Genomic DNA, 24,599 nt, shown 5'->3' with positions numbered 1-24,599 from the left:
ATCCTGCTAATGTGCCGGGCATGACTGCGCGCGACTCCGCCTCGTCTGAAATCACCCCCGCCGTGTTGCTGCGTGCCTATGCCTGCGGCATCTTTCCGATGGCCGAGAGCGCGGACGATCCGACCCTGTTCTGGGTCGAGCCGGAGATGCGCGGCGTGATCCCGCTCGAGGGATTTCGCGTCGCCTCGCGCCTTGCGCGCAGCGTGCGCTCGGATGTGTTTCGCGTCACCGTCAACACCGCCTTCAAGGCGACGATTGCCGGCTGCGCCGCGCCGCAGGTCGGACGCGAGGACACCTGGATCAACAAGCGCATCCGCGACCTCTATGGCGGCCTGCACGAGCTCGGCCATTGCCACAGCGTCGAGGCCTGGCAGGGCGACGACCTCGTCGGCGGCCTCTATGGGGTGAGCCTGGGACGCGCTTTCTTCGGCGAAAGCATGTTTCACACCGCGCGCGATGCCTCGAAGATCGCGCTGGTGCATCTGGTGGCGCGACTCATTTACGGCGGCTTCGAGCTGCTCGACACGCAATACGTGACCGAGCATCTGCGCAGCTTCGGCGCGGTCGAGATTTCCAGGCGCCGTTACACCGCCCTGCTCGACAAGGCGCTGGCGGGCGAACCTGCCGACTTCCTGAAGTTGCCTGGTGACGCGATCCCCGGCGCGCGCGCTCTCGAGATCATTGCGACGAAAAGCTAAAGCATGATCCGGAAAAGTGCGAAGTGGTTTTCCGAAAAGATCATGCTCAAACAACAACCTAAAGCGCGGTAATGATTCATCCTAATCTCATCGCGCTTTAGGGCCCCGGCGCCGCATTGTTATTCAGTAATGAGTGGAGCGCGAAGCGGCGGCCTGTCGTTCGCGATCTATCGCGAACAATGCCGTCTTGGCCAACTGCGAAGCCAGACAGGTTTGCTTCCCGGCCGTGTCGGAAGCACAGCAAATATCAGGAAACTAATTCCGGCCGAAGCCCGGGAGCCCGAAGAGGCCCGGCTGCTGCTGCGGTGGTGGTGGAGGCGCCTGCTGCTGTTGCGGCGGCGGCTGCGGCGGACGCTGCTGCTGCACGGCCTGCTTGGGCGCGGCCTTCTTCTGTGCCGGGGGCGGCGGTGGCGTGGCCGGCTTGCTCGCCGGATCCGGCGCTGCCGTCGCGATCGTCTGCTGCGGCTCTTTGCAGTCGGTCAGCCAGATGTCGTAGATCGGGTGCTCGACGCCGTGCAGGCCGGGGCTTGCGGCGAACATCCAGCCCGAAAAAATCCGCTTCACCTCGCCCTGCAGCGTGATCTCGTCGACCTCGACGAAGGCGTCGGTATTGGCGGCTTCCGTTGCCGGCCGCGTGTAGCAGGCGTCGGTTTTGACGCGCAGCGCGCCGAACTGCACGGTCTCGCCAATCTCCTCGTCGAAATTGATGATGCGGCCGGTGATCTTGTCGAGGCCGGAGAAAGTCGCCTTCTTGTTCACGATCTTCTGCGCCGGCGGCTCGGTGACGACCTCATCGCCCGGCTGAAGGCTCGCCGGCGTCTGCGGCACGCCGTTCTGCGGTGTTCCCTTGGGCTGGCGTTGCCCGGGCGGCAAGCCCGGCAGCGTCGGATTGGCGCCCGGCTGCGGCGGGGGGCTTTGAGGATTGGGCGGCGCGACCGCGATGGAGGGCTGCTGGTTCTGCGGCAGCACGGTACTTCCCGGCGGCGGCGCCAAGGGCTGCGTCTCCACCGGCCCCGGCAAAGCATTGCCTTGGCGGGGGACGGGACGGTTGGGTGTCGGCAGCACGCGGCCCTGCGGCGGCAGCTCCGGCACCTCCTCGTCATCATCAGGCATCTGCTGCTGCGGCTGGTTGCCGCGCGGAATGCTGCCAGGCGGCCGCAGCGGCGGCGGATCGGAGAAGATGGTACCGATCTGCGCCTGCGCCGGAGGCGAGACGGTCATCGCTGTGGCGGCAAACAGCGCCGCAAGGCCGGTCAGGATCAGGTTTCGAGACATCTCGCGCGGCTTCAACAGCGAATCGGGTTTCTCGAGCATTGTACAGGGGGTTACGGCCGCTCGCAGACCATCCGGTTAACACGCCGAATACGGCGGGGAAAGGGCGGTTTCCCCCTCGCCTGCCGGGCCCTTCCCGGTCCCTGGCTGGCCAGACCCTCGACCAGATGGGATAGTTGCCATGGTGGCCCCTTTTCGGGCGCCTCCGACAAGAGCCTCGAAAACGCCCATCTGCCAAATCCTCGCAGGGCCTCCTCCCATGCCAGTCGTCCTCGATCCCGATGCCGCCGCCGTCTACCGGGCGTTCCTCGAAGCCAATCGCCCGCCCTATGAAACGCTGACCGCAGCAGAAGCCCGCGCGGACTATTCGCGATCGGGGTTCGCGACCAATCCCGAGCCGCCAGAACTGGCACGTGTCGAAGCCGTTGCGATCCCGGCGCCGCAGGGCACGATCCCTGCCCGCCTCTACGTGCCAATGAGGCTGCGCCGCCGTGACGGTCTGTCGCCGGCCCTGGTGTTCTTCCATGGCGGCGGCTGGGTGATCGGCGATCTCGACACCCATGACGTCGCAGCCCGCAAGCTCGCCGTCGCGGGCGAGCTGATCGTGATCTCCGTCGACTATCGCCTCGCGCCCGAGCACAAGTTTCCCGCCGCCGTCGACGACGCCATCGAAGCGACGCATTGGATTGCCGCGAACGCCAGCACGCTTGGCATCGATGCATCGCGCCTTTGCGTCGGCGGCGATAGCGCCGGCGGCAATCTCGCCGCCGTGGTCGCCATCGCCGCCCGGGACGGCAACGGCGTCGGCCTCGCAGGCCAGGTGCTGATCTATCCCGCCGTCGATTTCGCGATGACGCATCCCTCTCACAGCGAGCCCGAGACCAGCCTGCTCCTCACCCATTCTGTTGTCCGCTGGTTCCGAAACCATTATCTGAACGGCGCGGCCGACACGCACGACTGGCGCGCCTCGCCAGTCCGGGCCACCACGCTCAATGGCCTGCCGCCGGCCTATGTGCTCACAGCCGGCGCAGATCCCTTGCGCGACGAAGGCCGTGACTACGCAGAACGCCTGAAGCTGGCCGGCGTGCCCGTCAGCTATCGCCACTTCCCCGGCCAATTCCACGGGTTCTTCACGATGGGCAAACTGTTGCCGCAGGCCGATGTCGCAGCCGAAGAGATCGGCGCGTGGTTGAAGAAGTTGGGCTGAAGACGATGTCGTAGCCCGCATGGATCGAGGCGGAATGCGGGGCTGTCGTCATTGGTCCCGGCCCCGGATTACGCAGCGCTCCATTCGGGCTACAGCTCTCGCAATACCGGTAATCACTTGCTACTTTGATCAGCGAGGCCAGTGCCTCAAGAGTTGCACTCCGCAAATCGCCTCAACCTCTTCGCGCGAGACGCCCCTCCCCTGGAAGTTCACATGCCCCCCAGCCTGCAACGCACCTTGGCCGCTCCCGTGCGATGGCTGGCATGGCTCGGCGATCAGGGTACCCGCGCGGTGGCGGCGCTGGTGCTGTTCGGGATCGCGATCCCGCCGCTCGGCGCGGTGCTGCGTCCCTTCGTAACCGAGGCGATCTTCCTCCTGCTCGTGATCTCCTTCATGCGCGTCGACCTCGCCGCGCTGCGCGCGCATCTGCGCCGGCCGGCGCTGATCGTCGCGGCCACCGCCTGGACGACGATCGGCGTTCCCCTGATCTTTGGCCTCACGGCGCATATTTCGGGCTTCGACGCCCGCTCGCCCGAGCTGTTCCTCGCCCTGATGCTCCAAGGCATCGCTTCGCCGATGATGGCCTCCCCCGCGATCGCGGCGCTGATGGGCCTCGATGCCACGCTGGTGCTAGTCACGCTGGTGACCTCCACGGCGCTGGTGCCGTTCACTGCGTCACTGTTCGCCGCACTCTTCCTCGGCGGAACGCTCAGCATCTCGCCACTTGTGCTCGGCGCCAAACTACTCGCGATCCTTGCCGGATCGCTGATGGCCGCAACCGTGATCCGCTGGCTGGTCGGCGCGGACGCGATCCAGCGTCACCGCCGGCCGATCGACGGCATCAACATCATCATCCTGCTCGTCTTCGTCGCGGCCGTGATGGGCAATGTGATCGCCGACTTCCTCGCCGATCCCCTGCTGTCGATCGCTATTGCGCTGCTCGCCTTCGCGATCTTCTTCGCATTGCTGGTCGTCACGACGCTGCTATTCCGCCGCATCGGCTACGAACAGGCGCTCGCGCTTGGCCTGATGGTGTCGCAGCGCAATATCGGGCTGATGCTGGCGGCGACTGCCGGAACGCTGCCCGGCGTGACCTGGCTCTATTTCGCCCTCACCCAGTTTCCCTACTACGTCGCGCCGCAGATGCTGACGCCGATCGCGCGACGTTTGACGGCACAGTCGCAAACAGCCGCGACCGCCGCAGCCGCCGAAACGACACGCTAACTCGCCCGCGCCGCGCGCCGCAGCGATTGCGGCGGCTGGCCAAAGGCGCGGATGAAGGCGCGGCGCATCCTTTCAGGATCGCGGAAGCCGGTCGATTGCGCGACGAGCTCGATCGCTTCGCTGGATGACTGCACGCGCTCGCGCGCCACCTCGACGCGCAGGCGCTCAATCGCCTTTGACGGCGTCGAGCCGGTCTCGGCGGCAAAGGCGCGCGCGAAGTGCCGGGCGCTCATATTGGCGCGCTCGGCGAGATCCTCGACGGTCAAGGGCGTATCGAGGTTCTCGCGCGCCCACGCGAGCAGCGGTCCGAAGCGGCCGTTCGGCGCCTTCAATTCGAGCAGCGAGGAGAATTGCGACTGTCCGCCGCTGCGGCGATGGTAGAGCACGAGCTGGCGCGCGGTGTCCTGTGCGACCGCCTCGCCATGGTCTTCGGCCACCATCGCCAGAGCTAGATCGATGCCGGCGGAGATGCCGGCCGAGGTCCAAACGTCGCCGTCGCGGGTGAATATCTGGTCGGGCTCGAGCTTCACCTTGGGATAGCGCGCGACGAAATCGCGGGTGCGGCCCCAGTGCGTGGTCGCGCGCTTGCCGTCGAGCAGGCCCGCCTCCGCCAGCACGTAGGCACCGGAGCAGACGCTGGCGACGCGCACGCCGCGCTTCGCCAGCCGCTGCACGAAGGCTAACGTTGCCGGGCAGCGCGCCGCGCCTGCCACGCCCTCGCCGCCCGCGATGATCAATGTCGTGACCGCATTGGCCGATTTGAAATCGTGCGCCATGATCTCGACGCCGGACGAGCTGCGCACGGGCCCGGCGTTCAGCGCCAGCACGCGGATGGCAGGCACAATCTTCGAATAGCGCGCTGCGATCTCAAATACCGAGATCGGGCCCGCCGCATCGAGCAACTGGAAGTCGGGGAAGATCAGGACGCCGATCATGGGCTCAACCCGCCATGTCCGAAAATGAGGGAATTATGCCATTTCTGACCTAAGCGCATCATGGCATCGTCGGCCCGTCAAGCTGATTGTCTGGAGCCTCTCATGTCGTCACCGCTTAGAATCGGATGCCTGGTTTTTCCGCGCGTCACCCAGCTCGACCTCACCGGTCCCGTGCAGGTGTTCTCCTCCGTGCCCGCCGCCGAGGTGCACCTGATCTGGAAGCGGATCGAGCCAGTCCCGAGCGATTCCGTGCTGACGCTGACGCCGACCACCACCTTCGAAGACTGCCCGCAACTCGACGTGATCTGCGTGCCCGGCGGTTTCGGCACCGATGCACTCGTCAATGACGAGGAGGTGCTCGATTTCCTGCGCAGGCAGGCCGTGGGCGCCAAATACGTCACCTCGGTGTGCACGGGCTCGCTGGTGCTGGGCGCGGCCGGCCTCTTGAAGGGCTATCGCGCCGCCACCCATTGGAGCGCGATGGAGGTGCTGCCGTTATTCGGTGCGACGCCAACGCGGACACGCGTCTGCATCGACCGCAACCGGATTACCGGCGGCGGCGTCACCGCCGGAATCGATTTCGCGCTGACACTTGTCTCCATCCTGGTCGACCGCACCATGGCGGAAGCGATCCAGCTCCGCCTCGAATACAATCCAGCGCCGCCGTTCAACGCCGGCTCGCCGGAGACCGCGCCTGCCGAAGTGCTCGCCCTGATGAAGGAACGCATCGCGCCCTCGCAGGCACGCCGCATCGAAGCCGCCAAGCAGGCGGCAGCCAGGGTGATGTGATTGATCGCAACAGAAAAAGGCCGCCTGGTTTCCCGGGCGGCCTTTCCTGTCTTACGGCAGCTGCACATTCCAACGGGCGATTTCGGAGCTTCAAGACCGGGGGCCTATCTCCCGATCGAGTCCTTTTCGGCAGCCGCTGCATTTCGGGACAGTCGCGAACTGTTGCCCGAACCGTACGCGATGGTCTCCCATCTCCGTAAGATGGGTTCATTGAGCCGCATCGCTCGCGGAAGCGCAACGGCCGCGCATGCGGCATCCCCGCTGTTCCCGTTGTTCACAGCAGCGATCGCTGGATGCGAATGCATCCAGCGCCAATGATCGGCGGAATTTGCCGGTCTAGCCGGGTGTCCAGGGCTGGTAGTCGCCGGTCGCCTTGGGGCGCTTGCCGCTCGCAAGCGTCGAGCCCGAAGGCCGGTAGGCCTTGGGCGTGCCGGTCAGGTTCGGCTGATGCGGCTTTTCCCACTCGCGCGGCTTGTGGTTGAGCTCGGTCGGCGGCACGTCGACCACGTGATGCATCCAGCCATGCCAGCCCGGCGGCAGCCGGCTCGCTTCGGCATAGCCGTTATAGATCACCCAGCGCCGCTCGAAACCGAGCGTCGGATCGATCACCCCGCCGCGGGTGCGATAGTAGCGGTTACCCTGCTCGTCCTCGCCGACCAGCTCGCCGAACCGCCAGGTCCAGAGCTGCGTGCCAAAGGTCTGGCTGTTCCACCAGGTGAAGAGCTTGAGGAAGAATTGTTTCATGCGGCAAGGCCCTGCTTCGTGGGGTCCTGATGCCATCCGGAAGCGGACTTGTCCAGTTGCCGCACTGCGGATGGGACATCCGCGATGCGCTGATCCGCCGCAAGGCGGACGCGATCCGTTCATGCCGGGTACAGACGCACGCTGGAATCCTGCGCTTCCCACGCAAACCTCGCGGGCGCCCTGGAACCACTTGCCTGCTTGAGCAGTTTGATTTCGGGAAAAGGAGCCGAATATGAACAATCTCAGAGTTTTGACTGCCACGGCGGCGCTGGCACTGGTTCTCCCGCTGGTGACACCAGCCGCCAGCTTTGCCCAATCCCGCGCTCAGGCCGTCGGCGGTGGCGGTGGCGGCGGACACGCCGCCATCGGAGGCGGCGGTGGCGGAGCTCGAATGGGCGGCGGCGGATTTAGCGGTGGTGGCGGATTTAGCGGTGGTGGCGCGGTGCGCGGTGGCGGGGGCAATTTCGCAGCCTCCACAGCCGTTCGTCCCGGCGTCTCTGCGCCGGCCTTCAGCGGAGGCGGCCGTGTTGCAGCCGGCGCGCCGGCCGGCAACTGGAACGGCGGCAACTGGCGTGGCGGCGGCTGGCACCATCGCGGTGGCGGGTTCTGGCCCGGCGTGGCCGCAGGCGCCGCGATCGGGGCGCTCGGGTCATACGCCTATTCCGGCGGCCCGTATTACAACGACCCCTACTATTACGGCGACGACGATTACTATTATGACACCGGCCCGAGCGTTGCCGTTGTGCCCGACACTGGCGGCGATTCCGCAGCCTATTGCGCCCAGCGCTACAGGTCCTATGACCCCGCGTCAGGCACCTATCTCGGCTATGACGGTCTGCGACATCCCTGCCCCTAGAGCCGGTTAGTTGCATTGCTCCAATTTGATCGAAAAGGCGCCGCTTTCAGGTGGCGCCTTTTTGAAGTTGTGGTTTCGCCCGGCGTGCACTTTCACACGAACGCCATACATCGTGCGTTTTATGCACTTCACCGTGCATATCTGTCCTGATCCAATCCAAAATTGACCCGATCCACGATTCGCCTATATCAGCAAAGACTATGGGGACTTCGATTGGTTAGGCAGAGTCATGCCGCGTATTCTCGTGGTTGATGACGATCCGATGGTCGGCGCGACCATCGAGGTCCTCCTCCAACGCCAGGGCTTCGACGTCACGTTAACTGACGGCGGCGAGACTGGGCTGGCTGCGCTGGAGCAGCAGACCTTCGACGCGATGCTGGTCGATATCTTCATGCCGCATATGCGCGGCTTCGAGTCGATCCGCATCTTCCATGAGCGTGCGCCGACGATCCCGCTGATCGCGATGTCCGGCTACGCCTTTGCCTCCTCCGCATCGCCCTCGCCCGATTTTCTCCGCATGGCGCTCGAGCTCGGCGCGACGCGCTGCCTGCGCAAGCCGTTCACGCCGGACACGCTGCTGAATGCAATCAAGGAGTGCCTCGGCGAGGCAACACCGGTGAAGGACAACAAATCCCCTTGATTGCCTCGCAGCGCGTCATTCTCGGTGCCGGACTTGCGATCCTCCTGATCATCACTGCGGCTTCGATCGGACTCGACGTGAAGTCGCGGTTCGACACGACGTGGGCCAACCACACGGTCGGGGCACTGAAGAAGATCTCGGATCTGCGCCTCCTCATTCGCCGCGCCGAAAGTGCGGCGCGTGGCTATGAGCTCTATCGCAGCGCGTCCTTCAACGACGAGTTCCAGGCGACACGTGGCGCCATCGCGCCTGCGCTCGCCGATCTCAGGCGCGCGCTCCGCGACAATCCCGATCAGGTCGCGCTGCTTGAGGCGACCGAGCCGCTGATCCAACGGCGGCTCGATATCGCAGCCGAAGCGATGCGGCTGCGCGCCGCGAACGACGGGGACGGCATCACTGCGCTCCAGGGCAAGGCGGAAGGCCGAGGCTCTATGGAGGTGGTTACGGCAAATCTCGACCGGTTGACCGCGGAGGAAGAGCGGCAGCTCGCCTCACGCGCGGTGGAGTCGCGCCGCACCGGCATCGTCCTCCTCGGCATCGACGTCGCCGGCGCGGTGCTGATCCTGTTGCTGGTCGCGCTGCTGTTGCGCGAAACCCGGCGCAGCAGTGTCGCCCTGCAAAGCACGCTGCATGAGACCCGGGCTGCCAACGAGGCGCTGGAGGCGGCGGTCGCCGAGCGAACCGAGCACCTCGTCACCGCCCACGACGAACTCCGCATCTCGGTGAACGTGCTGCAAAGCACCTTCCACAGCATGGCGGAAGCCGTGCTCGTCATCGACAAGGACAGCAACGTCCTTCTGTCTAATCCCGCCGCGGAACGCATCCTGCTGCATCGCGCCGGGATGAACCTGACGAGCCTGGGCGCGATGTCGGACGTGTTCCATGGCGACGGCGTGACGCCGCTCATCCCTGAGGAGCTGCCGTCGGCGCGTGTGCTGCGCGGCGACGAGTTCGAAGAGATGGAGATGATCGTCCGCCCGCACGACGACAGTCCCGTGCGCCATCTCCTCATCAGCGGGCGGCCGATGCGCGATGCGCAAAAGGCGATCTCCGGCGCGGTGCTGGTCTATCACGATGCGACCCTCTCGCGCGAGACCGAGCGGCAGTTGCACCAGTCGCAGAAGCTAGACGCCATTGGCAAACTGACCGGCGGCGTCGCGCACGACTTCAACAACATGCTGACGGTGATCTCGGGCAATACCGAGACGCTGGTCGACAGCCTCAAGAAGCAACCAGAGCTGCAGCGCATGGCGCGGCTGATCGACGATGCCGCGCAGCGCTGCGCCGAGCTGATCCAGCACCTGCTCGCCTTTGCCCGCAAGCAGCCGCTGGAGCCGCGCAACGTCGACGTCAACACGGTGATATCGGACAGTGCAAAGCTTCTGCGTCCCGCGCTCGGCGAGCAGATCCAGATCGAGACCGCGCTCGAACGGGGGCCGATGACCTCGCACATCGATCCGTCGCGGCTGACCAACGCCGTGCTCAACATGGCGATCAACGCCCGCGACGCCATGCCCGGGGGCGGCAAGCTGTTGCTCGAGACGCGTCTGGTGACGCTGGACGAGACCTACGCGCAGGCGAACCCCGACGTCACGCCCGGCGCCTATGTGATGCTCGCGGTCAGCGACACCGGCAGCGGCATGCCGCTGGATGTGCAGGAAAAGGCCTTTGAGCCGTTCTTCACCACCAAGGAGATTGGCAAGGGCTCGGGCCTCGGGCTGTCCATGGTCTACGGCTTCGTCAAGCAGTCCGGCGGCCACATCAAGATCTACAGCGAGGCCGGCCACGGCACGACCATCAAGCTCTATCTGCCGCCCGGCGAAGGCGCGAGCGAGACGACGACCAGCGCGGCGCCGGCGGCCACCGGCGGCGCCGAGACCATCCTGGTCGTGGAGGACGACAATCTCGTGCGCAACTTCGTCACCGCGCAGCTGCAAAGCCTCGGCTACAAGACCATCGCCGCCGCCGACAGCCGCACGGCGCTCGCGCTCGTCGACCGCGGCGAGCCGTTCGATCTCTTGTTCACCGACGTCGTCATCCCCGGCAGTATGAGCGGACGCGTGCTTGCGCTGGAAGTCGAAAAACGCCGGCCAGGCGTCAAGGTGCTCTACACCTCCGGCTATACCGACAACGCCATCGTCCACCAGGGCAAGCTCGACGAAGGCGTGCTGCTGCTGACCAAGCCCTATCGCCGCAACCAGCTCGCCGAAATGATCCGCCTGGCGCTCGGCAAGGAAGACGTGAGCTAGCGCCGTGTCTCTGACGTCTCCTGGACGTCATTCCGGGGCGCGACGCAGTCGCGAGCTATGATGCGCAATTGCGCATCTGAGAATCCATTCACCCACGTACTCTGCGGCTCGATGGATTCCGGGCCCCCTCGCTCCGCTCGGGCCCCCGGAATGACGGAATAGACTGTCGGACTCACAACGCTAACGCGTCGCCAGCACGACGCCGGCCAGCGTGAAGGCCAGCGCGGCGATCTGGCCCGCGCCCAGCGGCTCGTGCAGCGCAAGCGCCGAGGTCACGACGCCGATGACGGGCACGGCCATGGTGCCGATCGCGGCAACCGAGGCAGGTAGGCGCGACAGCGCGGCGAACCAGCTGACGTAGGCGATACAGAACTGCCCGACAACCGAATAGACCAGCAGGCCCCAGCCGACCGGCGTCACCTGCGACAGATGCGTCGTCTCCAGCGCAAGGCCCACGATCGCAACCGGCAGGCAGCCGAGGCCGATCTGCCAGGCGGCCGCCGTGATCGGCGGCAGATGGATCGGATATTTCTTTGAGACGACCGTGCCGACCGCAAAGCCGATGGAGCCGCCGAGCGCCATGATGATGCCCGGCAGCTTCTCCACGCTTGCGGAGACGCCATTGCCGCCCATGATCGAGGCCAGGCCTGCGAACGCCATCACCAGCGCGATGGTGCGCAGAAGCGTCGGCCGCTCCCCTAACACCGGCCAGGCGAAGAGCGAGGCCCAGACCGGCATGGTGTAGGCGATCAGCGCCGCTTCGCTCGCCGGCAGCCACAACAGCGCCAGCCCCATCAGCACCATCCAGCCGGTGACGTTGAGGAGCGCCGCGACCAGAAGCCGCGGCCATATTCCGGGGGCGATCCTCAGGCTGTCCCGGCGGATCACGGCCAGAGTTGCGAGCAGCAGCGCCCCGAGCACGCCGGTGACGCCGCGCAACGTCAGCGGCGGCAGTTCGGAGAGCAGGAACTTGGTCACCGGCCAGTTGAAGCCCCAGCCCACCGAAGTGATGGCGAGGAACATCAGGCCAGCCGGGGCGATGCGCGTCCGCATCCCCCGCTTTGTCGAATCATGCATGTGGTAACCCGGCGGAAACGGCCCCACCTTGGCGCGGATCGGCGCGCCGGACCACCACCTGGGCGGGCATGGCTGCCTGTACGTTCCGTAGCACTACGTGAGTCCTGCTGACGCAATGCCTCCGGCCAAAAATAAACGGGCCCTGTGAACAGCGGGACGAAGCCGGCCGGGCATCACCAGACACAAATATTTTCGGTTGGGAATCTCTCAGGACTCACTGATACTTGCCTCCACAACAGGCGCGGTTCCGACCCCTGTTATCCCCGTCTTTCCACCATATTTAGTATTTGATTCAGGAACTCGCACTAGTTCTTGACGTGCGCAACGGAGAGTCCTAGCTTTCGGTCCGTTCGGCGCGAGTGTGTTTGCGTCCCGCCGGTCACTCCCCAAAGGGTCCTCGCAAATGACCACTCCGCCAGCCGAAGGGGGCAGCGGGTGAAGGGCTTGTCTGCCCTTGATTTGCTGACTCTTACGGGGCGCTCGAACGGGCCGAGACAGGCCCGGAGCAAGCGTAGTGTGGTGGCGTTGAACGCATGTCGCGCGCATCCCCTTGGGGGCGGGTGCGGGTGGACATGCCGGGGGATGATCGGTGCTTCGGTACTGGTCCTTCCGTCGGGAGAAACAGGGCCGGATCCACCGGCTGAGCTTGCGAAGCCTTAAAGCCGAAACGGCCGGGAGGAGTCGCGTGAGAACAACTACCCGGGACGCCCAAACGAAGGCGGATCCGGTCAGAAAAGGACGGGGCAAACTATGAAAATTGAGCGGCGCCACACCACTGCAGGACAATCCCCTTACGCCGGGATCGAATTCCGCCTGACCACGTCGGAGATCCGCAATCCCGACGGCTCGGTCGTGTTCAAGCTGGACAACGTCGAAGTGCCGACCGAGTGGTCGCAGGTCGCTTCCGATGTGCTGGCTCAGAAGTATTTCCGTAAAGCCGGCGTCGCCGCGCGCCTGAAGAAGGTCGAGGAGGAATCCGTCCCCTCGTTCCTGTGGCGCTCCGTGCCTGATACCGACTCGCTTGCCGCGCTGCCCGAGAAGGAGCGCTACGTCAGCGAGCTCAGCGCCAAGCAGGTCTTCGACCGCCTCGCCGGCTGCTGGACCTATTGGGGCTGGAAGGGCAAGTACTTCTCCTCCGACGAGGACGCCCAGACTTTCTATGACGAGCTCCGCTACATGCTCGCCATGCAGATGGTCGCGCCGAACTCGCCGCAATGGTTCAACACCGGCCTGCACTGGGCCTATGGCATCGACGGCCCCGGCCAGGGCCACTATTACGTCGACCCCTTCACCGGCAAGTTGACCAAGTCGAAGTCCGCCTACGAGCATCCGCAGCCGCACGCCTGCTTCATCCAGGGCGTCGGTGACGACCTCGTCAACGAGGGCGGCATCATGGACCTCTGGGTCCGCGAGGCGCGCCTGTTCAAATATGGCTCCGGCACCGGCTCCAACTTCTCGCGCCTGCGCGGCGAAGGCGAAAAGCTCTCCGGCGGCGGCCGCTCGTCGGGCCTGATGAGCTTCCTCAAGATCGGCGACCGCGCGGCAGGCGCGATCAAGAGCGGCGGGACCACCCGCCGCGCGGCGAAGATGGTCGTGGTCGACGTCGATCACCCCGACATCGAGACCTATATCGACTGGAAGGTGAAGGAGGAGCAGAAGGTCGCCGCCCTCGTCACGGGATCCAAGATCAACCAGAAGCACCTCAAGGCGGTGCTGAAGGCCTGCGTGAACTGCCAAGGCTCGGGCGATGACTGCTTCGACCCCGAGAAGAACCCTGCCCTCCGTCGCGAAATCAAGCTGGCGCGCCGCAGCCTCGTGCCCGACAACTACATCAAGCGGGTGATCCAGTTTGCCAAGCAGGGCTACAAGGACATCCAGTTCGATATCTACGATACCGACTGGGACTCGGAAGCCTACCTCACGGTTTCCGGCCAGAACTCCAACAACTCGGTCTCGCTGAAGGACGACTTCCTCCGCGCGGTCGAGACCGACGGCGACTGGAGCCTCATTGGCCGCACCAACAAGAAGGTGACGAAGACGCTGCGCGCCCGCGACCTCTGGGAGAAGATCGGCTACGCCGCCTGGGCATCGGCCGACCCGGGCCTGCACTTCAACACCACGATGAACGACTGGCACACCTGCAAGGCGTCCGGCGACATCCGCGCGTCCAATCCGTGCTCGGAATACATGTTCCTGGACGACACGGCGTGCAATCTCGCCTCCGCCAACCTGCTGACGTTCTACAACACGACGACCAAGCACTTCGACGTCGAGGGTTACGAGCATCTCTGCCGGCTCTGGACCCTGGTGCTCGAAATCTCCGTGATGATGGCGCAGTTCCCGTCCCGCGCGATCGCCGAGCTCTCCTACGAGTTCCGCACGCTGGGCCTGGGCTACGCCAATATCGGCGGCCTCTTGATGACCATGGGCCTGCCGTATGACTCCAAGGAAGGCCGTGCGCTCTGCGGCGCGCTGACCGCCGTCATGACCGGCATCACCTACAAGACGTCGGCGGAGATCGCGGCCGAGCTCGGCACCTTCCCCGGCTACAAGAAGAACGCTGCGCACATGCTGCGCGTCATCCGCAACCACCGCCGCGCCGCGCACGGCCAAGCCTCCGGCTACGAGGCGCTCAGCGTCAACCCGGTGCCGCTCGACCACGCCTCCTGCCCGCAAGCCGACCTGATCGCGCATGCGCAGGCAGCCTGGGATGCGGCGCTCGAGCTCGGCGAGCAGCACGGCTATCGCAACGCCCAGACCACGGTGATCGCACCAACCGGCACGATCGGCCTCGTCATGGATTGCGACACGACCGGCATCGAGCCCGACTTCGCGCTGGTGAAGTTCAAGAAGCTCGCCGGCGGCGGCTACTTCAAGATCATCAACCGCGCGGTCCCCGCAGCGCTCCGCGCGCTCGGCTATCGCGAGAGCGATATCGCGGAAATCGAAGCCTACGCCGTCGGCCATGGCTCGCTCTCCAACGCCCCCGGCATCAACGCCTCGACGCTGAAGGCCAAGGGCTTTACGGATGAAGCGATCGCCAAGGTCGAAAAGGCCCTGCCGACCGCCTTCGACATCAAGTTCGCCTTCAACAAGTGGACCTTTGGCGAGGATTTCATCCGCGACCAGCTCGGCATCGGCGCGGAAGCGATCGCAGCCCCCGGCTTCGACCTGCTCCAGGCCGTCGGCTTCACCAAGCGCGAGATCGAGGCGGCCAACGTCCACATCTGCGGCGCGATGACGGTGGAAGGCGCGCCGCACCTCAAGGCCGAGCACTATCCGGTGTTCGACTGCGCCAACCCCTGCGGCAAGATCGGCAAGCGCTATCTGTCTGTCGAGAGCCACATCCGCATGATGGCAGCGGCGCAGCCCTTCATCTCGGGTGCGATCTCCAAGACCATCAACATGCCGAACGACGCCACGGTGGAGGACTGCAAGTCCGCCTACATGCTGTCGTGGAAACTCGCCCTGAAAGCCAACGCGCTCTACCGCGACGGCTCGAAGCTGAGCCAGCCGCTCAACTCGCAGCTCATCAGCGATGATGAGGACGAGGACGATGTGGTCGAGCAGATCTACGAGAAGCCGATGGCGGCACGCGCCGCCCAGGTCTCCGAGAAGATCGTCGAGAAGCTCGTCGAGCGCATCATCGTCATGCGCGAGCGCGAGAAGATGCCGGATCGCCGCAAGGGCTACACCCAGAAGGCGGTCGTCGGCGGGCATAAGGTTTATCTCCGCACCGGCGAGTATGACGACGGCCGTCTCGGCGAGATCTTCATCGACATGCACAAGGAAGGCGCAGCGCTGCGCTCCTTCATCAACAACTTTGCGATCGCGGTCTCCCTCGGTCTGCAATACGGCGTACCGCTCGATGAATATGTCGATGCCTTCACCTTCACCCGCTTCGAGCCGGCGGGCCCCGTGCAGGGCAACGACAGCATCAAGTACGCGACCTCGATCCTCGACTACGTCTTCCGCGAGCTGGCGGTCAGCTACCTATCCCGCTTCGACCTCGCCCACGTCGATCCCAACGAGACGAGCTTCGACGCGCTCGGCAAGGGCGTCGAGGAAGGCAAGGAGCCGGACGACGAGGGCGGCCACCACGCGACCAAGCTGGTCTCGCGCGGCCTCACCCGCTCCCGCACGGACAATTTGGTCGTGATGCGCGGCGGCTCGGCCGCGGTCTCCTCCGGCAACGACAGCGCCCCCGCCGGCGGCCACCGCGTCACCGCACTGCACGGCGCGGCCCGCGCCGGCGATACGATCGAAGGCGCCGTCGCTCTGAAGCAGGAAGCCAGCCACGACCTCTCTCCAACAGAGAAGCTCGAGCAGCTCCAGTGGAGCAAGGCCGGCACCGCGCAAACGGTCGTCCCCACCAAGGCCGAGCGCCGCGCGGAAGCAAAGGCCAAGGGCTATGAGGGCGAGATGTGCTCAGAGTGCGGCAACTTCACGCTGGTGCGGAATGGCACGTGCATGAAGTGCGATACGTGTGGCAGCACGACGGGGTGTTCGTGAGGCCTCTAGATGATGATTTGATTAACAACGCAAAGGCCGCTCGAAGGAGCGGCCTTTTAGTTTCTCAGAAGCAAGCCATGGCATTTCACTTTGCGGTACCACCCCCTCTGGAGAGATGACGTTTGAGGTCGCACCAGGGACGTGACCGATAGAATCGCGTTTTTGAGGTGCCAAATGAATGAGAAGGCGACGGAGGTCTATCGCAGCATCCTTGTGGAGATTAAGTTCCGCGTGGAAGCCATTGATTTGGTGCTTGCGCGAAAGGTGCCATTGCGTTCGCGAGTCGCCGAAGAACTGTGCTTTCTGCAGCTCCGGATGATTTGTGAGCTAATCGCGATCGGTTGCCTCATTGTGCACGGTGACCTCTCTTCCAAGCACGCCGACCTTATGAAGTCCTATAAGGCGGACTGGATTTTCAACACGCTTGGGAAACTGCATCCTAAGTTCTTCCCCGTGGCATTGGAGCATGAAGATGCGCCATCAACGCCACCGAGCTGGGTTCACAAGAAAGATGGATTCCTATCGCGGAGCGAGCTTGTGTCTTTGTACAACCAGCACGCTGGCACGCATCTTCATCGCGGTAGTGCTCGCAACATCTTGAAAAGCGATAGACCACTGAAGTTTGATGAAATCCGAAAATGGCGTGACAAGATCGTCGGACTTCTGAATCGGCACATCATTGTGTCACCAGACGAGGAGCACATTTGCTATTTCATAATGAATGACGGCCAAGATCGCATCCACAGCGCCGTTTTTGAACGAACTACAAAGGCGAGCTCGTAGGATAGGTGGAGCGCAGCGATACCCATCAAACTTGGTAAGATGATGGGTTTCGCCAAAGCTCAACCCATCCTACGTGCTGGAGAGATAGCCGCAATCCGCCGATCGCGGCTATCTCTCCTCACACATCAAGCCGATCGTCTCACGCCGCTTTCGCCTGTTCCGGCGCCGCCGTCTCCATCGCTCTCATGTAGAGATCAAGCAGGGTTTCTCGCTCGTCACGCTCGTCCTCGTCCTGCTTCCGCAGCTTGATGATCTCCTTGAGGATCTTCACATCGAAACCCTCGGCCTTGGCTTCCGAAAACACTTCCTTCTTCTGCTCGTTCAACTCCTGCAATTCGGTATCCAGATTCTCGATCCGCTCGACGAACGAACGAATTTTTCCGCCGGGAATGGTGACGTCAGACATGGTGCCTCCCTGTTGAATGAGGCCGTGAAAATGACTGCAAAGGAATGACCAATGTATTAACCGACGGACCTCGCACCGCACGCGGGAACCCACCTCTTTCGTTTCCACGACGACAGAAAAGTCCATCCGAGCTATTCTCTTCTCACTGCCCATCATTCGCCGTCGCATCGCGGCGTGCCCGCCTTGCCGCTCGCTTCGCAGCTTTCCTCGCAACCCAGCGCGCGCGAAACTGCTTCGCGGCACGAAAGGTCCGCGGGGCGACGACCTGAAAGGCCATCGAGGCTATTCCGGCGACCACTCCCTTCACCACGTCAAACGCGAAATCGGGTCCAAAATACTCCCACATGACCCCGGTCCTTCTACGCGAAGGCGCCGCCGAGCAGACGTGAGCAGACACAAATGGAAAAGGCCCCGTCCGTCACCGGCGGGGCCCAGAAAAATCCCTGTGCGCCTTGTTGTGCGCGCACCCGACCTCTTTGGTTCACCCGCTCAAGGTGGACTCAATGCGAAAGCTGCAAAGCATGGTCGTGAGCTTCTGGACGCATATGACGAGGCTCCTGAGATTGCTGTATGCCCCTCTCACAGAGTGTACTGGAGGCAGGGCCAACATTCGCGTCACACAACCAGACAGACCGGCTGCCGTCTGTGTGCTATTTCACACTTGTGGCTACATTTTTTTTCGAGCCCGTAGGACGGATGGAGCGACTTGTCCGCCGTAGCCCGTAGGATGGGTGGAGCGAAGCGATACCCATCAATTGCCAACCGCGAAGATGATGGGTTTCGCAAGGGCTCAACCCATCCTAGGTGCTGATTAGGTGCACACCGTAATCCTCCGAATTGGCTTTGCGGTCGAGCCCTTCCCTCCTAAACTCCAGACACCACCGGCATGGGTTCCGACGGGCCCGGTAGAAGCGGAGTGAAGTTATGCCCAAACCGGAAAGCTTCCCGATCGAGAAGATCTTCGTTCCCACGAAGCAGAAGAAAGCCATCAGGCCCGAAACCGTCGGGGAGATCGCGGAAAGCATTCTGGACATCGGACAACAGGCCCCCATTTCCGTTCGGCTCGACGGAGACCGCCTCGTTCTGGTCGAGGGACTGCATCGGCTCGAAGCCTGCAAGGCGCTCGGCGAGACAACCATTATCGGTGTCCTGGTCCCGGCCGAGCTTGCTCAACACAAGCCCCTGCTGTCCGACGGACCAGAAGTCGAGGCTGAGCGCATCAAGATGGCGCGATTGAAACAGTTGCGCCTCGAGAAGGAAGCCGCGGAGGCATCGACAGCTGCCTCGAAGCGCGTCAACGCAACGGAAGCGCCGCGCACCCGTCCGACGAAAGGCGTCCGCGACAATCCGAAGGCATCACCGGGCCGGACTGCGAAATCGACACCGAAAACATTGTCGGACTGGATCACGCAGCAAAAGGGCAGCGGGGGCCGCTATTGATTGCCGGCTCCAGAATGACGGTGACAGTGCATTCAATTCGTTCGCAGCGACCAGAACGGCGGACACCAGCTCCGCATCCGGGAAGCGCGCCTACCTCACCATCCCCACCACCGCCGCAGCCATCTTCCTGTTGCCTTCGACGCTGAGATGACGTCCGTCGGGACCGACGCTGCCCGGCTGCCGCCAGACCGACATGTAGGTGCCCCAAACGTCGACGACGCGGATGCCGCGGGCCTTCAACTGGCTCTTGATGGCCGCGATGTTCTGCATGGCCTGGACCGGGCTCATATTGTGCCTGACGTCGTTGGCCGGGTTGTCGCAGAGGATGACGAGCTTCGTCCCAGCGGGCACAGCGCTCGGCGTACGCGCCAGCGTCAGATCGGTGGTCTCGCCCCAGACGCCGGCATTGGCGACGTGAACCTGGGACCCCTTGGCGCGCAGCAGTCCCTCCAGCACGGCGGGCCACATCTCGGACTCCGAGACGTTGCCGTGAACAGCGCTATGGCCGAGCGCCACGATCTGCGCGGACGCAGGATTGATCGAGGCGACAACGATGGCTGCAACTGCAAGGGCGAAAATCCGCAAGCTCGAACGATTCATTGCCAGCTCCATATATTTTAACAATCGCTTCGATCGGGGCCGAATGAATGCCCCGCCGAGATCAGCAGCCAATGTTCGCTATCAGTCTACGTTTGGCAACTGAAAGTGCAGCCCGTAGGATGGGTGGAGCGAAACGATACCCATCAATTGCCAGGCGCGAAGATGATGGGTTTCGCAAGAGCTCAACCCATCCTACGAGCTACGAGCTGGCCTCCCTCGCCCTGGTCATCGCCTCGAAATCCATCCAGTTCACGCCCCAGAGATGGCCATCGAGATCCTCGAAACTGCGGCCATACATGAAGTCGTACTCATCCTTGGGCGACGGATCGATCACGCCGCCCGCACTCCCGGCCTTGGTGACGACATCGTCGACCTCGGCGCGGCTGTCGGCCGAAATGCAAAGCAGGACCTGGCTGGTTGTCTTGGCGTCGGCAATTTTCTTGGTCGTGAACTGCCGATACTTGTCGTGGGTCATCAGCATCGTATGGATCGTGTCGGAAAATACCATGCATGATGCCGTGTCGTCGCAAAACTGCGTCTTCTTGACGGCACCGATCGCCTCATAAAAAGCGGTCGCGCGCGCAAGATCCCTGACAGGCAGGTTGATGAAGATCAGCTTGGCCATTGGGTGGTGAGCTCCTCTAGGTTCCGACCTGAGGACGAACTGGCCACAACGAACCCGACACAGCCTCCGAAGTTTTATTCTCAAACAGAATTGGGTGGGTTAGCGACCTGTCCGCCGAAGCTCAACGAGCGAAGGCGGAAGCGTAACCCACCTCTTGGCTTTCCGTGCGGTGAGAGAAGTGGTGGGTTACGCCTAGCGGACTGCGCTTCGCGCAGCCGCAGGGCTAACCCACCCTACGCGCTTCGGCTCACGTTTGGTGGACGGCGCGAATTACGCGCACCGTAATCTCGGCTTCCGCGAAGAGTGGGCAAGTCTACCTTGCGCCGGACGAGCCTAGGTCTTCGGCGACGCGGTCCAATGGTGTCTCGATGGCGACGGCCCCACGACCGCCGGGCTGCGTATCTGGCGATGACCGTCGACCCGCGCCGGCCCCGAAAATGTCGTGCACGAGCCCGAGTTTCCCAAGCCCGAGAATGATCAGGCCATTGATGTCGATCTCGTACCAGGCGTGCGAAAGGTAGGCGTCCCGCGGAAACCGATGATGGTTGTTGTGCAGCCCTTCACCGAAGGTGAGGATGGTGGTCACCAGCTCGTTGGTCGTGCCATCAGTGGTCTCGAAGCGGCGGTAGCCGTAGCGACCCTCGCTATGGCAGACCGAGTTGACCAGCGAGGTAGCCATCGTCATGACGTAGCTGCGGAACAGTCCGGAGAACAAGATGCAGCCGATCATGGTGCGCACGCCGCCAAACGCGTAGCCGATCGCACCCGGAATGATCACCGCCGACAACGCGTACCAGTACCAGCGTGTCCTGGTGAAGAACATGGAGATCGGGTCGGCCAGAATATCCTTGGCGTAGTATTCGCCATCGGTGGTGGCCTGGTCCCACACCCAGCCGCCCTGCGCGTGCATAAATCCCTTCACGAAGCTGACATAGCGGTTGCCGGAGCCGTCATAGTAAGGGCTGTGGACGTCGCCGGGCTTGTCGGAGTGAAGATGGTGCCGGCGATGGTTGCTCACCCACTTCAGGATCGAGCCCTGCACCGCGAGCGTGGCAATCGCGGCGAAGATCGCCCGCATGGCCGGACTGCATCGGAAGCTCCGGTGCACGAAATAGCGATGCATGAAGCCGATCCCGACCGTGGTCAGCACGAACATGCCGACGAAGACCGAAACCTCCACCCAGCCGATGCCTTGCCAGAATGCCCAGACCAGCGCAGCGATCGAACCTCCGACCATGAAGCCGAACGCAATGTAGGAATCGAGAAACTTGGCGTCGACCATCGGGCCTTCGAAAAGTACTCCCGGTGGCATTTTCCGGTCCGCACCCTCTTCCGACGCCACGCCCCGAATTGCGGTCATTTCACTCGATCCATTTACGGAAAATTAACGCTACTGCGGCGCAACCTACAGACGCATGTTGTTTCTCGCAAGGACTCGATCGGTCGGGGGAGCGCGGAACCGGGTCTCAAAAAGACGGTGTCGGAGGGGTGATGACGCCAGATTTCACGGCAATACCATCGACTTCGCCAGGTGATGGTCGCAAGGGCCAGCCGCATTAACCCTAGCTCCAAAAGCCATGCCAAGGAAAAGCAACAGCCTCCTCCCTCACCTTCCCAGCGTCCGGCGGGGCGCACGGTGGGTACGAAAGACATTCGCGCGCGCACCGCGGATGGTTCGGATCGCGTGTGGCGTGGCGATGCTGCTTGTGGTCGTCGTACTCGTGAACCTCGTCTATCACGTGGTCCGCAAGCCGACTGAGCTGTTCTTCTTTGTCGGCAACTCCCTCGACAAGGAGCCGGCCGAGACGTGGCGGCAATACGGGCCGCTCTTCCGCAGCCTTTCCACCGATACGATCACGCCCGAATTGCTGGCCGCGCTGGCGCAGGTCGAAAGTTCAGGCAATCCGGTCGCACGCACCTACTGGCGCTGGCGATTGAGCCTCAATCCCCTTGCGCTTTACCAGCCTGCCTCCAGCGCCGTCGGCCTCTACCAGATGACCAATCCGGCCTACGCCGAGGCCGCGCGGTTCTGTGTCCGTGGCAATGCAGTCACGGATACCGGCTGCAGATTCCCCGGCTTCTATATCCGCGCGATCCCGAGCCACGCCATCGAGCTGGCATCGGTGTATCTGGACCGCAATGTAGCGGCGGTTCTCGGCCTTGCGGGCGACGTGAAGGCAAGCGCGCAGCAGAAGCAGGATCTGGCCGCGCTGATCCACCTCTGCGGCGCGGGCCCCGCCCTGGCCTACGCACGCCGTCACTTTCAGATGTTGGCCGGCGAACGCTGCGGCGATCATCTCGTCGCGGGCTATGTCTCCAAGGTCAACGCGATGAAGCGGCAATTTCTGCGCCTTGCGGCGGATGACGACAATTAGCTCGCAGGCCGTAGGGTGGGCAAAGGAGCGCAAGCGACATGCCCACCGCTTCTGCATCGTGGCGACCAAAGAGGTGGGCACGCTTCGCTTTGCCCACCCTACGAGCTACGCAGGAAATTCGTTCTGCATCTGACTCTGCTTCGTTCTCAAAGAACGAATCGGAATCGCGCAAAATCAGCCACCAGCAAGTCTTAACGTTCTGTTTTCTTGCGGAGCTTTGAACGAGCATGCCCGCCGTGACGGTGGAGCCCCATCAATTGCGAGTGACGCGAAAGATGGGTTTCGCAGCGGCTCAGCCCATTCTACATGCTGCTTTGGTCCGACGGCATCCGACTTGCGTAGGCTCAAGTGTCAAACCGCCCGAGATCCCTGCCGCCGGCAGGCTACGCCGAGCTCGAGGTCCCGATCTCTTCAAGGGCAGCCTCTTCCTCTGCAGAACGCGAGGCGACGGCTCGAGGGCTTGTGCCTGCAGGTCGCCGGCGGCTGCGAATATCCTCCGCAAGCAATGTTCGAAGTCGGCTACTCAACGTCTGCAGAAACACGTAGTCTTTGAACTTATAGTCGTCGAGCTCGAGTATCTTTTTGCCAGCCGGTGTCGTCGGCGCGTTTCCGAATTCCCATTCCTCGATCGTCTCGTCGTCAGGCTCTTCAATGTCAAGAAGCGCACGGTAGTCATCAACGCTTTTGGCACTTATTTCCTTGGCGTCCCTTGGGAAGAGCGGAACATACAGTTTCTCCGCGCACGAAGCGAGTGTGAGGGCACGCGCCAGCCGAAGGTAGGCATCGCGAGACTCTACACTCAACAGCAGACCCGACCCAAAGTACCACTTCGAGATTGCACGCCCGATAGTCTCGCATGTCTGCGGGTCGAGTGATCCTGCATTGGCCGAGGTAGGGAATGCGAGGTTAGGGAAATAGATAGCCAATGGTGAGGTAGCCGTCAGAAGGTCTGGATAGCTTTCTAATCTTCTTTCGTGAGTAGCTTGATCCAGATCGGCCTTCTGGTTCCGGCGGGCTACGCGTAAAGCAGCGAGAGCATTCTTACGAGCCACCCGCACATTATTGCGAGCACTCTTGCGAGCTACCAGCACATTATTGAGCGCGTTTCGGCGAGCCACCCGTATAGCAGCGTTACCGGCAATTATACCGCTGAGCACACCGGCGAGAATACCGCCAACCACTACAATGACGGTCGGCCCCCATCTGTTCAGGAATAAGGACTCGTCAGCAAGCTTTTTGGCCTCAAGCTTAAGTTTTGCAACTTCGAGGTTCGCCTTGCGCTGCTTTAGGCTACCAGCTGTGCCCTGCTGCAGGGTGCCCAAGTCCTGTTGCGCTGGAGCAGTCGCCCCCCAGAGCAGCACAAGCCCTACGACCACCAGGGCAGCGCGCACCTTGCGAAGAATAGAGGATCGCAACAGCATCTGCATCCTCAGGGAGGGCCAGACGACAACTTCTGGCTATCCATAACCAACTATCATCTATTGCGGTGCGTGTTTGTGAGCTGGTTCACGTTCTCAACCGGGCCTGTTCCCCACAGAAAGCGTAGAGTGGATTAGCCCGAGGGCGTAATCCACGGCTCGTAAGCGATACCCATCAATTGCCGGCCACGAAGACGATGGTTTCGCAAAGGCTCAACGCATCCTACGCGCTACGAGCTACGCAGGAAATTCGTTCTGCATCTGACTCTGCTTCGTTCTCAAAGAACGAATCGGAATCGCGCAAAATCAGCCACCAGCAAGTCTTAACGTTCTATTTTCTTGCGAAGGCGCTGTAGGGTGAGCAAAGGAGCGCAAGCGACGTGCCCACCACTTCTGCGTCACGGCAATCAAAGTCTTGGCGACGCCTAGACGGTTTTCTTGGCCCGCATCGCTTCGTGCGGGTGGCGACGATCGCCGCGTCGATTTGACTTGCGAACGTAGGTGACGAGGGCCTCGGGGTTCTCGAGCTTGATCTTCAGCGCCGCGACCAATGCATCCTCGGCTTCGATCGTGAGCGCCTTGGCACGCATCCCAAGCTTCAACCCGACCGTATATGACGTCATGGGCGACTCCTCAGGTCCAAGCTTCCACCGTACCTCAATCGGTGTCCCTTCGGAACAGCCCTGCCCAACCCACCACGTTCGCCGCCACGGGGGATGATGGGTTTTTCGAAACGGATCTGCCGCAAG

At 63.1% G+C, this 24,599-nt stretch carries 21 protein-coding genes; 11 read left to right on the top strand and 10 right to left on the bottom strand.

Features of this window, described 5'->3' with window-relative positions; all coding sequences use genetic code 11:
- The first annotated feature begins 20 nt into the window (after window positions 1-20).
- Window positions 21-698 carry a leucyl/phenylalanyl-tRNA--protein transferase gene (gene aat, locus Q3C01_RS07940; RefSeq protein WP_458144763.1) on the top strand — a complete coding sequence of 226 codons (678 nt, stop codon included), beginning with the start codon at window positions 21-23 and terminating at the stop codon, window positions 696-698.
- Between the two features lie 255 nt (window positions 699-953).
- Here the strand turns inward: aat and Q3C01_RS07935 are convergent, their stop codons facing one another.
- Window positions 954-2,012 (bottom strand): DUF2155 domain-containing protein, encoded by a 1,059-nt coding sequence (locus tag Q3C01_RS07935; protein WP_458144762.1) that lies wholly within the window; start codon window positions 2,010-2,012, stop codon window positions 954-956.
- 217 nt (window positions 2,013-2,229) lie between these two features.
- Here Q3C01_RS07935 and Q3C01_RS07930 point away from each other — a divergent pair, with 217 nt between their 5' ends.
- Together Q3C01_RS07930 and Q3C01_RS07925 are read left to right on the top strand one after the other, a co-directional pair.
- Entirely contained in the window at window positions 2,230-3,177 is a 948-nt protein-coding gene (locus Q3C01_RS07930; protein ID WP_458144761.1) for an alpha/beta hydrolase, read from the top strand.
- Between the two features lie 213 nt (window positions 3,178-3,390).
- A complete protein-coding gene (locus tag Q3C01_RS07925; protein WP_458144760.1) occupies window positions 3,391-4,401 on the top strand; it encodes a Na+-dependent transporter in 1,011 nt (336 codons plus the stop codon).
- Here Q3C01_RS07925 and Q3C01_RS07920 read toward each other — a convergent pair.
- The gene (locus tag Q3C01_RS07920; protein ID WP_458144759.1) at window positions 4,398-5,336 is read right to left on the bottom strand and encodes a GlxA family transcriptional regulator; all 939 of its coding nucleotides are present in this window, start codon (window positions 5,334-5,336) and stop codon (window positions 4,398-4,400) included. The genes Q3C01_RS07925 and Q3C01_RS07920 overlap by 4 nt on opposite strands.
- A gap of 102 nt (window positions 5,337-5,438) precedes the next feature.
- Between Q3C01_RS07920 and Q3C01_RS07915 the strand changes: the two genes are divergently transcribed.
- Window positions 5,439-6,125: a DJ-1/PfpI family protein gene (locus Q3C01_RS07915; protein ID WP_458144758.1), complete on the top strand. Its 687-nt coding sequence runs from the start codon at window positions 5,439-5,441 to the stop codon at window positions 6,123-6,125.
- 336 nt (window positions 6,126-6,461) lie between these two features.
- Here the strand turns inward: Q3C01_RS07915 and Q3C01_RS07910 are convergent, their stop codons facing one another.
- Window positions 6,462-6,869 carry an NADH:ubiquinone oxidoreductase subunit NDUFA12 gene (locus tag Q3C01_RS07910; protein ID WP_458144757.1) on the bottom strand — a complete coding sequence of 136 codons (408 nt, stop codon included), beginning with the start codon at window positions 6,867-6,869 and terminating at the stop codon, window positions 6,462-6,464.
- A 232-nt stretch (window positions 6,870-7,101) separates the two neighbouring features.
- Here Q3C01_RS07910 and Q3C01_RS07905 point away from each other — a divergent pair, with 232 nt between their 5' ends.
- The 3 genes from Q3C01_RS07905 to Q3C01_RS07895 all read left to right on the top strand — a co-directional run bounded on the left by Q3C01_RS07905 (window position 7,102) and on the right by Q3C01_RS07895 (window position 10,614).
- Window positions 7,102-7,725: a BA14K family protein gene (locus Q3C01_RS07905; protein WP_458144756.1), complete on the top strand. Its 624-nt coding sequence runs from the start codon at window positions 7,102-7,104 to the stop codon at window positions 7,723-7,725.
- A 229-nt stretch (window positions 7,726-7,954) separates the two neighbouring features.
- Window positions 7,955-8,365 (top strand): response regulator, encoded by a 411-nt coding sequence (locus tag Q3C01_RS07900; protein ID WP_458144755.1) that lies wholly within the window; start codon window positions 7,955-7,957, stop codon window positions 8,363-8,365.
- A complete protein-coding gene (locus Q3C01_RS07895; RefSeq protein ID WP_458144754.1) occupies window positions 8,362-10,614 on the top strand; it encodes a CHASE3 domain-containing protein in 2,253 nt (750 codons plus the stop codon). The genes Q3C01_RS07900 and Q3C01_RS07895 overlap by 4 nt, the downstream gene beginning before the upstream one ends.
- Window positions 10,615-10,794: 180 nt before the next feature.
- On the opposite strand, the gene Q3C01_RS07890 is transcribed toward Q3C01_RS07895, so the two are convergent.
- The gene (locus tag Q3C01_RS07890) at window positions 10,795-11,691 is read right to left on the bottom strand and encodes a DMT family transporter (protein WP_458144753.1); all 897 of its coding nucleotides are present in this window, start codon (window positions 11,689-11,691) and stop codon (window positions 10,795-10,797) included.
- 750 nt (window positions 11,692-12,441) lie between these two features.
- Between Q3C01_RS07890 and Q3C01_RS07885 the strand changes: the two genes are divergently transcribed.
- Window positions 12,442-16,203, top strand: a complete 3,762-nt coding sequence (locus Q3C01_RS07885; protein ID WP_458144752.1) for a vitamin B12-dependent ribonucleotide reductase — start codon at window positions 12,442-12,444, stop codon at window positions 16,201-16,203.
- 174 nt (window positions 16,204-16,377) lie between these two features.
- A complete protein-coding gene (locus tag Q3C01_RS07880; protein WP_458144751.1) occupies window positions 16,378-16,986 on the top strand; it encodes a hypothetical protein in 609 nt (202 codons plus the stop codon).
- A 139-nt stretch (window positions 16,987-17,125) separates the two neighbouring features.
- On the opposite strand, the gene Q3C01_RS07875 is transcribed toward Q3C01_RS07880, so the two are convergent.
- Entirely contained in the window at window positions 17,126-17,392 is a 267-nt protein-coding gene (locus Q3C01_RS07875; protein ID WP_449382100.1) for a DUF2312 domain-containing protein, read from the bottom strand.
- Between the two features lie 924 nt (window positions 17,393-18,316).
- Between Q3C01_RS07875 and Q3C01_RS07870 the strand changes: the two genes are divergently transcribed.
- Window positions 18,317-18,832: a ParB N-terminal domain-containing protein gene (locus Q3C01_RS07870; RefSeq protein WP_458144750.1), complete on the top strand. Its 516-nt coding sequence runs from the start codon at window positions 18,317-18,319 to the stop codon at window positions 18,830-18,832.
- 90 nt (window positions 18,833-18,922) lie between these two features.
- On the opposite strand, the gene Q3C01_RS07865 is transcribed toward Q3C01_RS07870, so the two are convergent.
- The 3 genes from Q3C01_RS07865 to Q3C01_RS07855 all read right to left on the bottom strand — a co-directional run bounded on the left by Q3C01_RS07865 (window position 18,923) and on the right by Q3C01_RS07855 (window position 21,417).
- The gene (locus tag Q3C01_RS07865) at window positions 18,923-19,432 is read right to left on the bottom strand and encodes a GDSL-type esterase/lipase family protein (RefSeq protein ID WP_458144749.1); all 510 of its coding nucleotides are present in this window, start codon (window positions 19,430-19,432) and stop codon (window positions 18,923-18,925) included.
- A gap of 199 nt (window positions 19,433-19,631) precedes the next feature.
- The gene (locus Q3C01_RS07860) at window positions 19,632-20,057 is read right to left on the bottom strand and encodes a VOC family protein (protein ID WP_458144748.1); all 426 of its coding nucleotides are present in this window, start codon (window positions 20,055-20,057) and stop codon (window positions 19,632-19,634) included.
- 313 nt (window positions 20,058-20,370) lie between these two features.
- Complete coding sequence (locus Q3C01_RS07855) at window positions 20,371-21,417, bottom strand: acyl-CoA desaturase (RefSeq protein ID WP_458144747.1); 1,047 nt, start codon at window positions 21,415-21,417, stop codon at window positions 20,371-20,373.
- 217 nt (window positions 21,418-21,634) lie between these two features.
- Between Q3C01_RS07855 and Q3C01_RS07850 the strand changes: the two genes are divergently transcribed.
- A complete protein-coding gene (locus tag Q3C01_RS07850) occupies window positions 21,635-22,432 on the top strand; it encodes a transglycosylase SLT domain-containing protein (protein WP_458144746.1) in 798 nt (265 codons plus the stop codon).
- A gap of 383 nt (window positions 22,433-22,815) precedes the next feature.
- On the opposite strand, the gene Q3C01_RS07845 is transcribed toward Q3C01_RS07850, so the two are convergent.
- Together Q3C01_RS07845 and Q3C01_RS07840 are read right to left on the bottom strand one after the other, a co-directional pair.
- Window positions 22,816-23,853 (bottom strand): hypothetical protein, encoded by a 1,038-nt coding sequence (locus Q3C01_RS07845; RefSeq protein WP_458144745.1) that lies wholly within the window; start codon window positions 23,851-23,853, stop codon window positions 22,816-22,818.
- A 422-nt stretch (window positions 23,854-24,275) separates the two neighbouring features.
- Window positions 24,276-24,473: a hypothetical protein gene (locus tag Q3C01_RS07840; RefSeq protein WP_458144744.1), complete on the bottom strand. Its 198-nt coding sequence runs from the start codon at window positions 24,471-24,473 to the stop codon at window positions 24,276-24,278.
- Between the last annotated feature and the right edge of the window lie 126 nt (window positions 24,474-24,599).

It is taken from the genome of Bradyrhizobium sp. UFLA05-109, from assembly GCF_054185165.1.
This window is presented reverse-complemented; position numbering and strand designations above follow the sequence as displayed.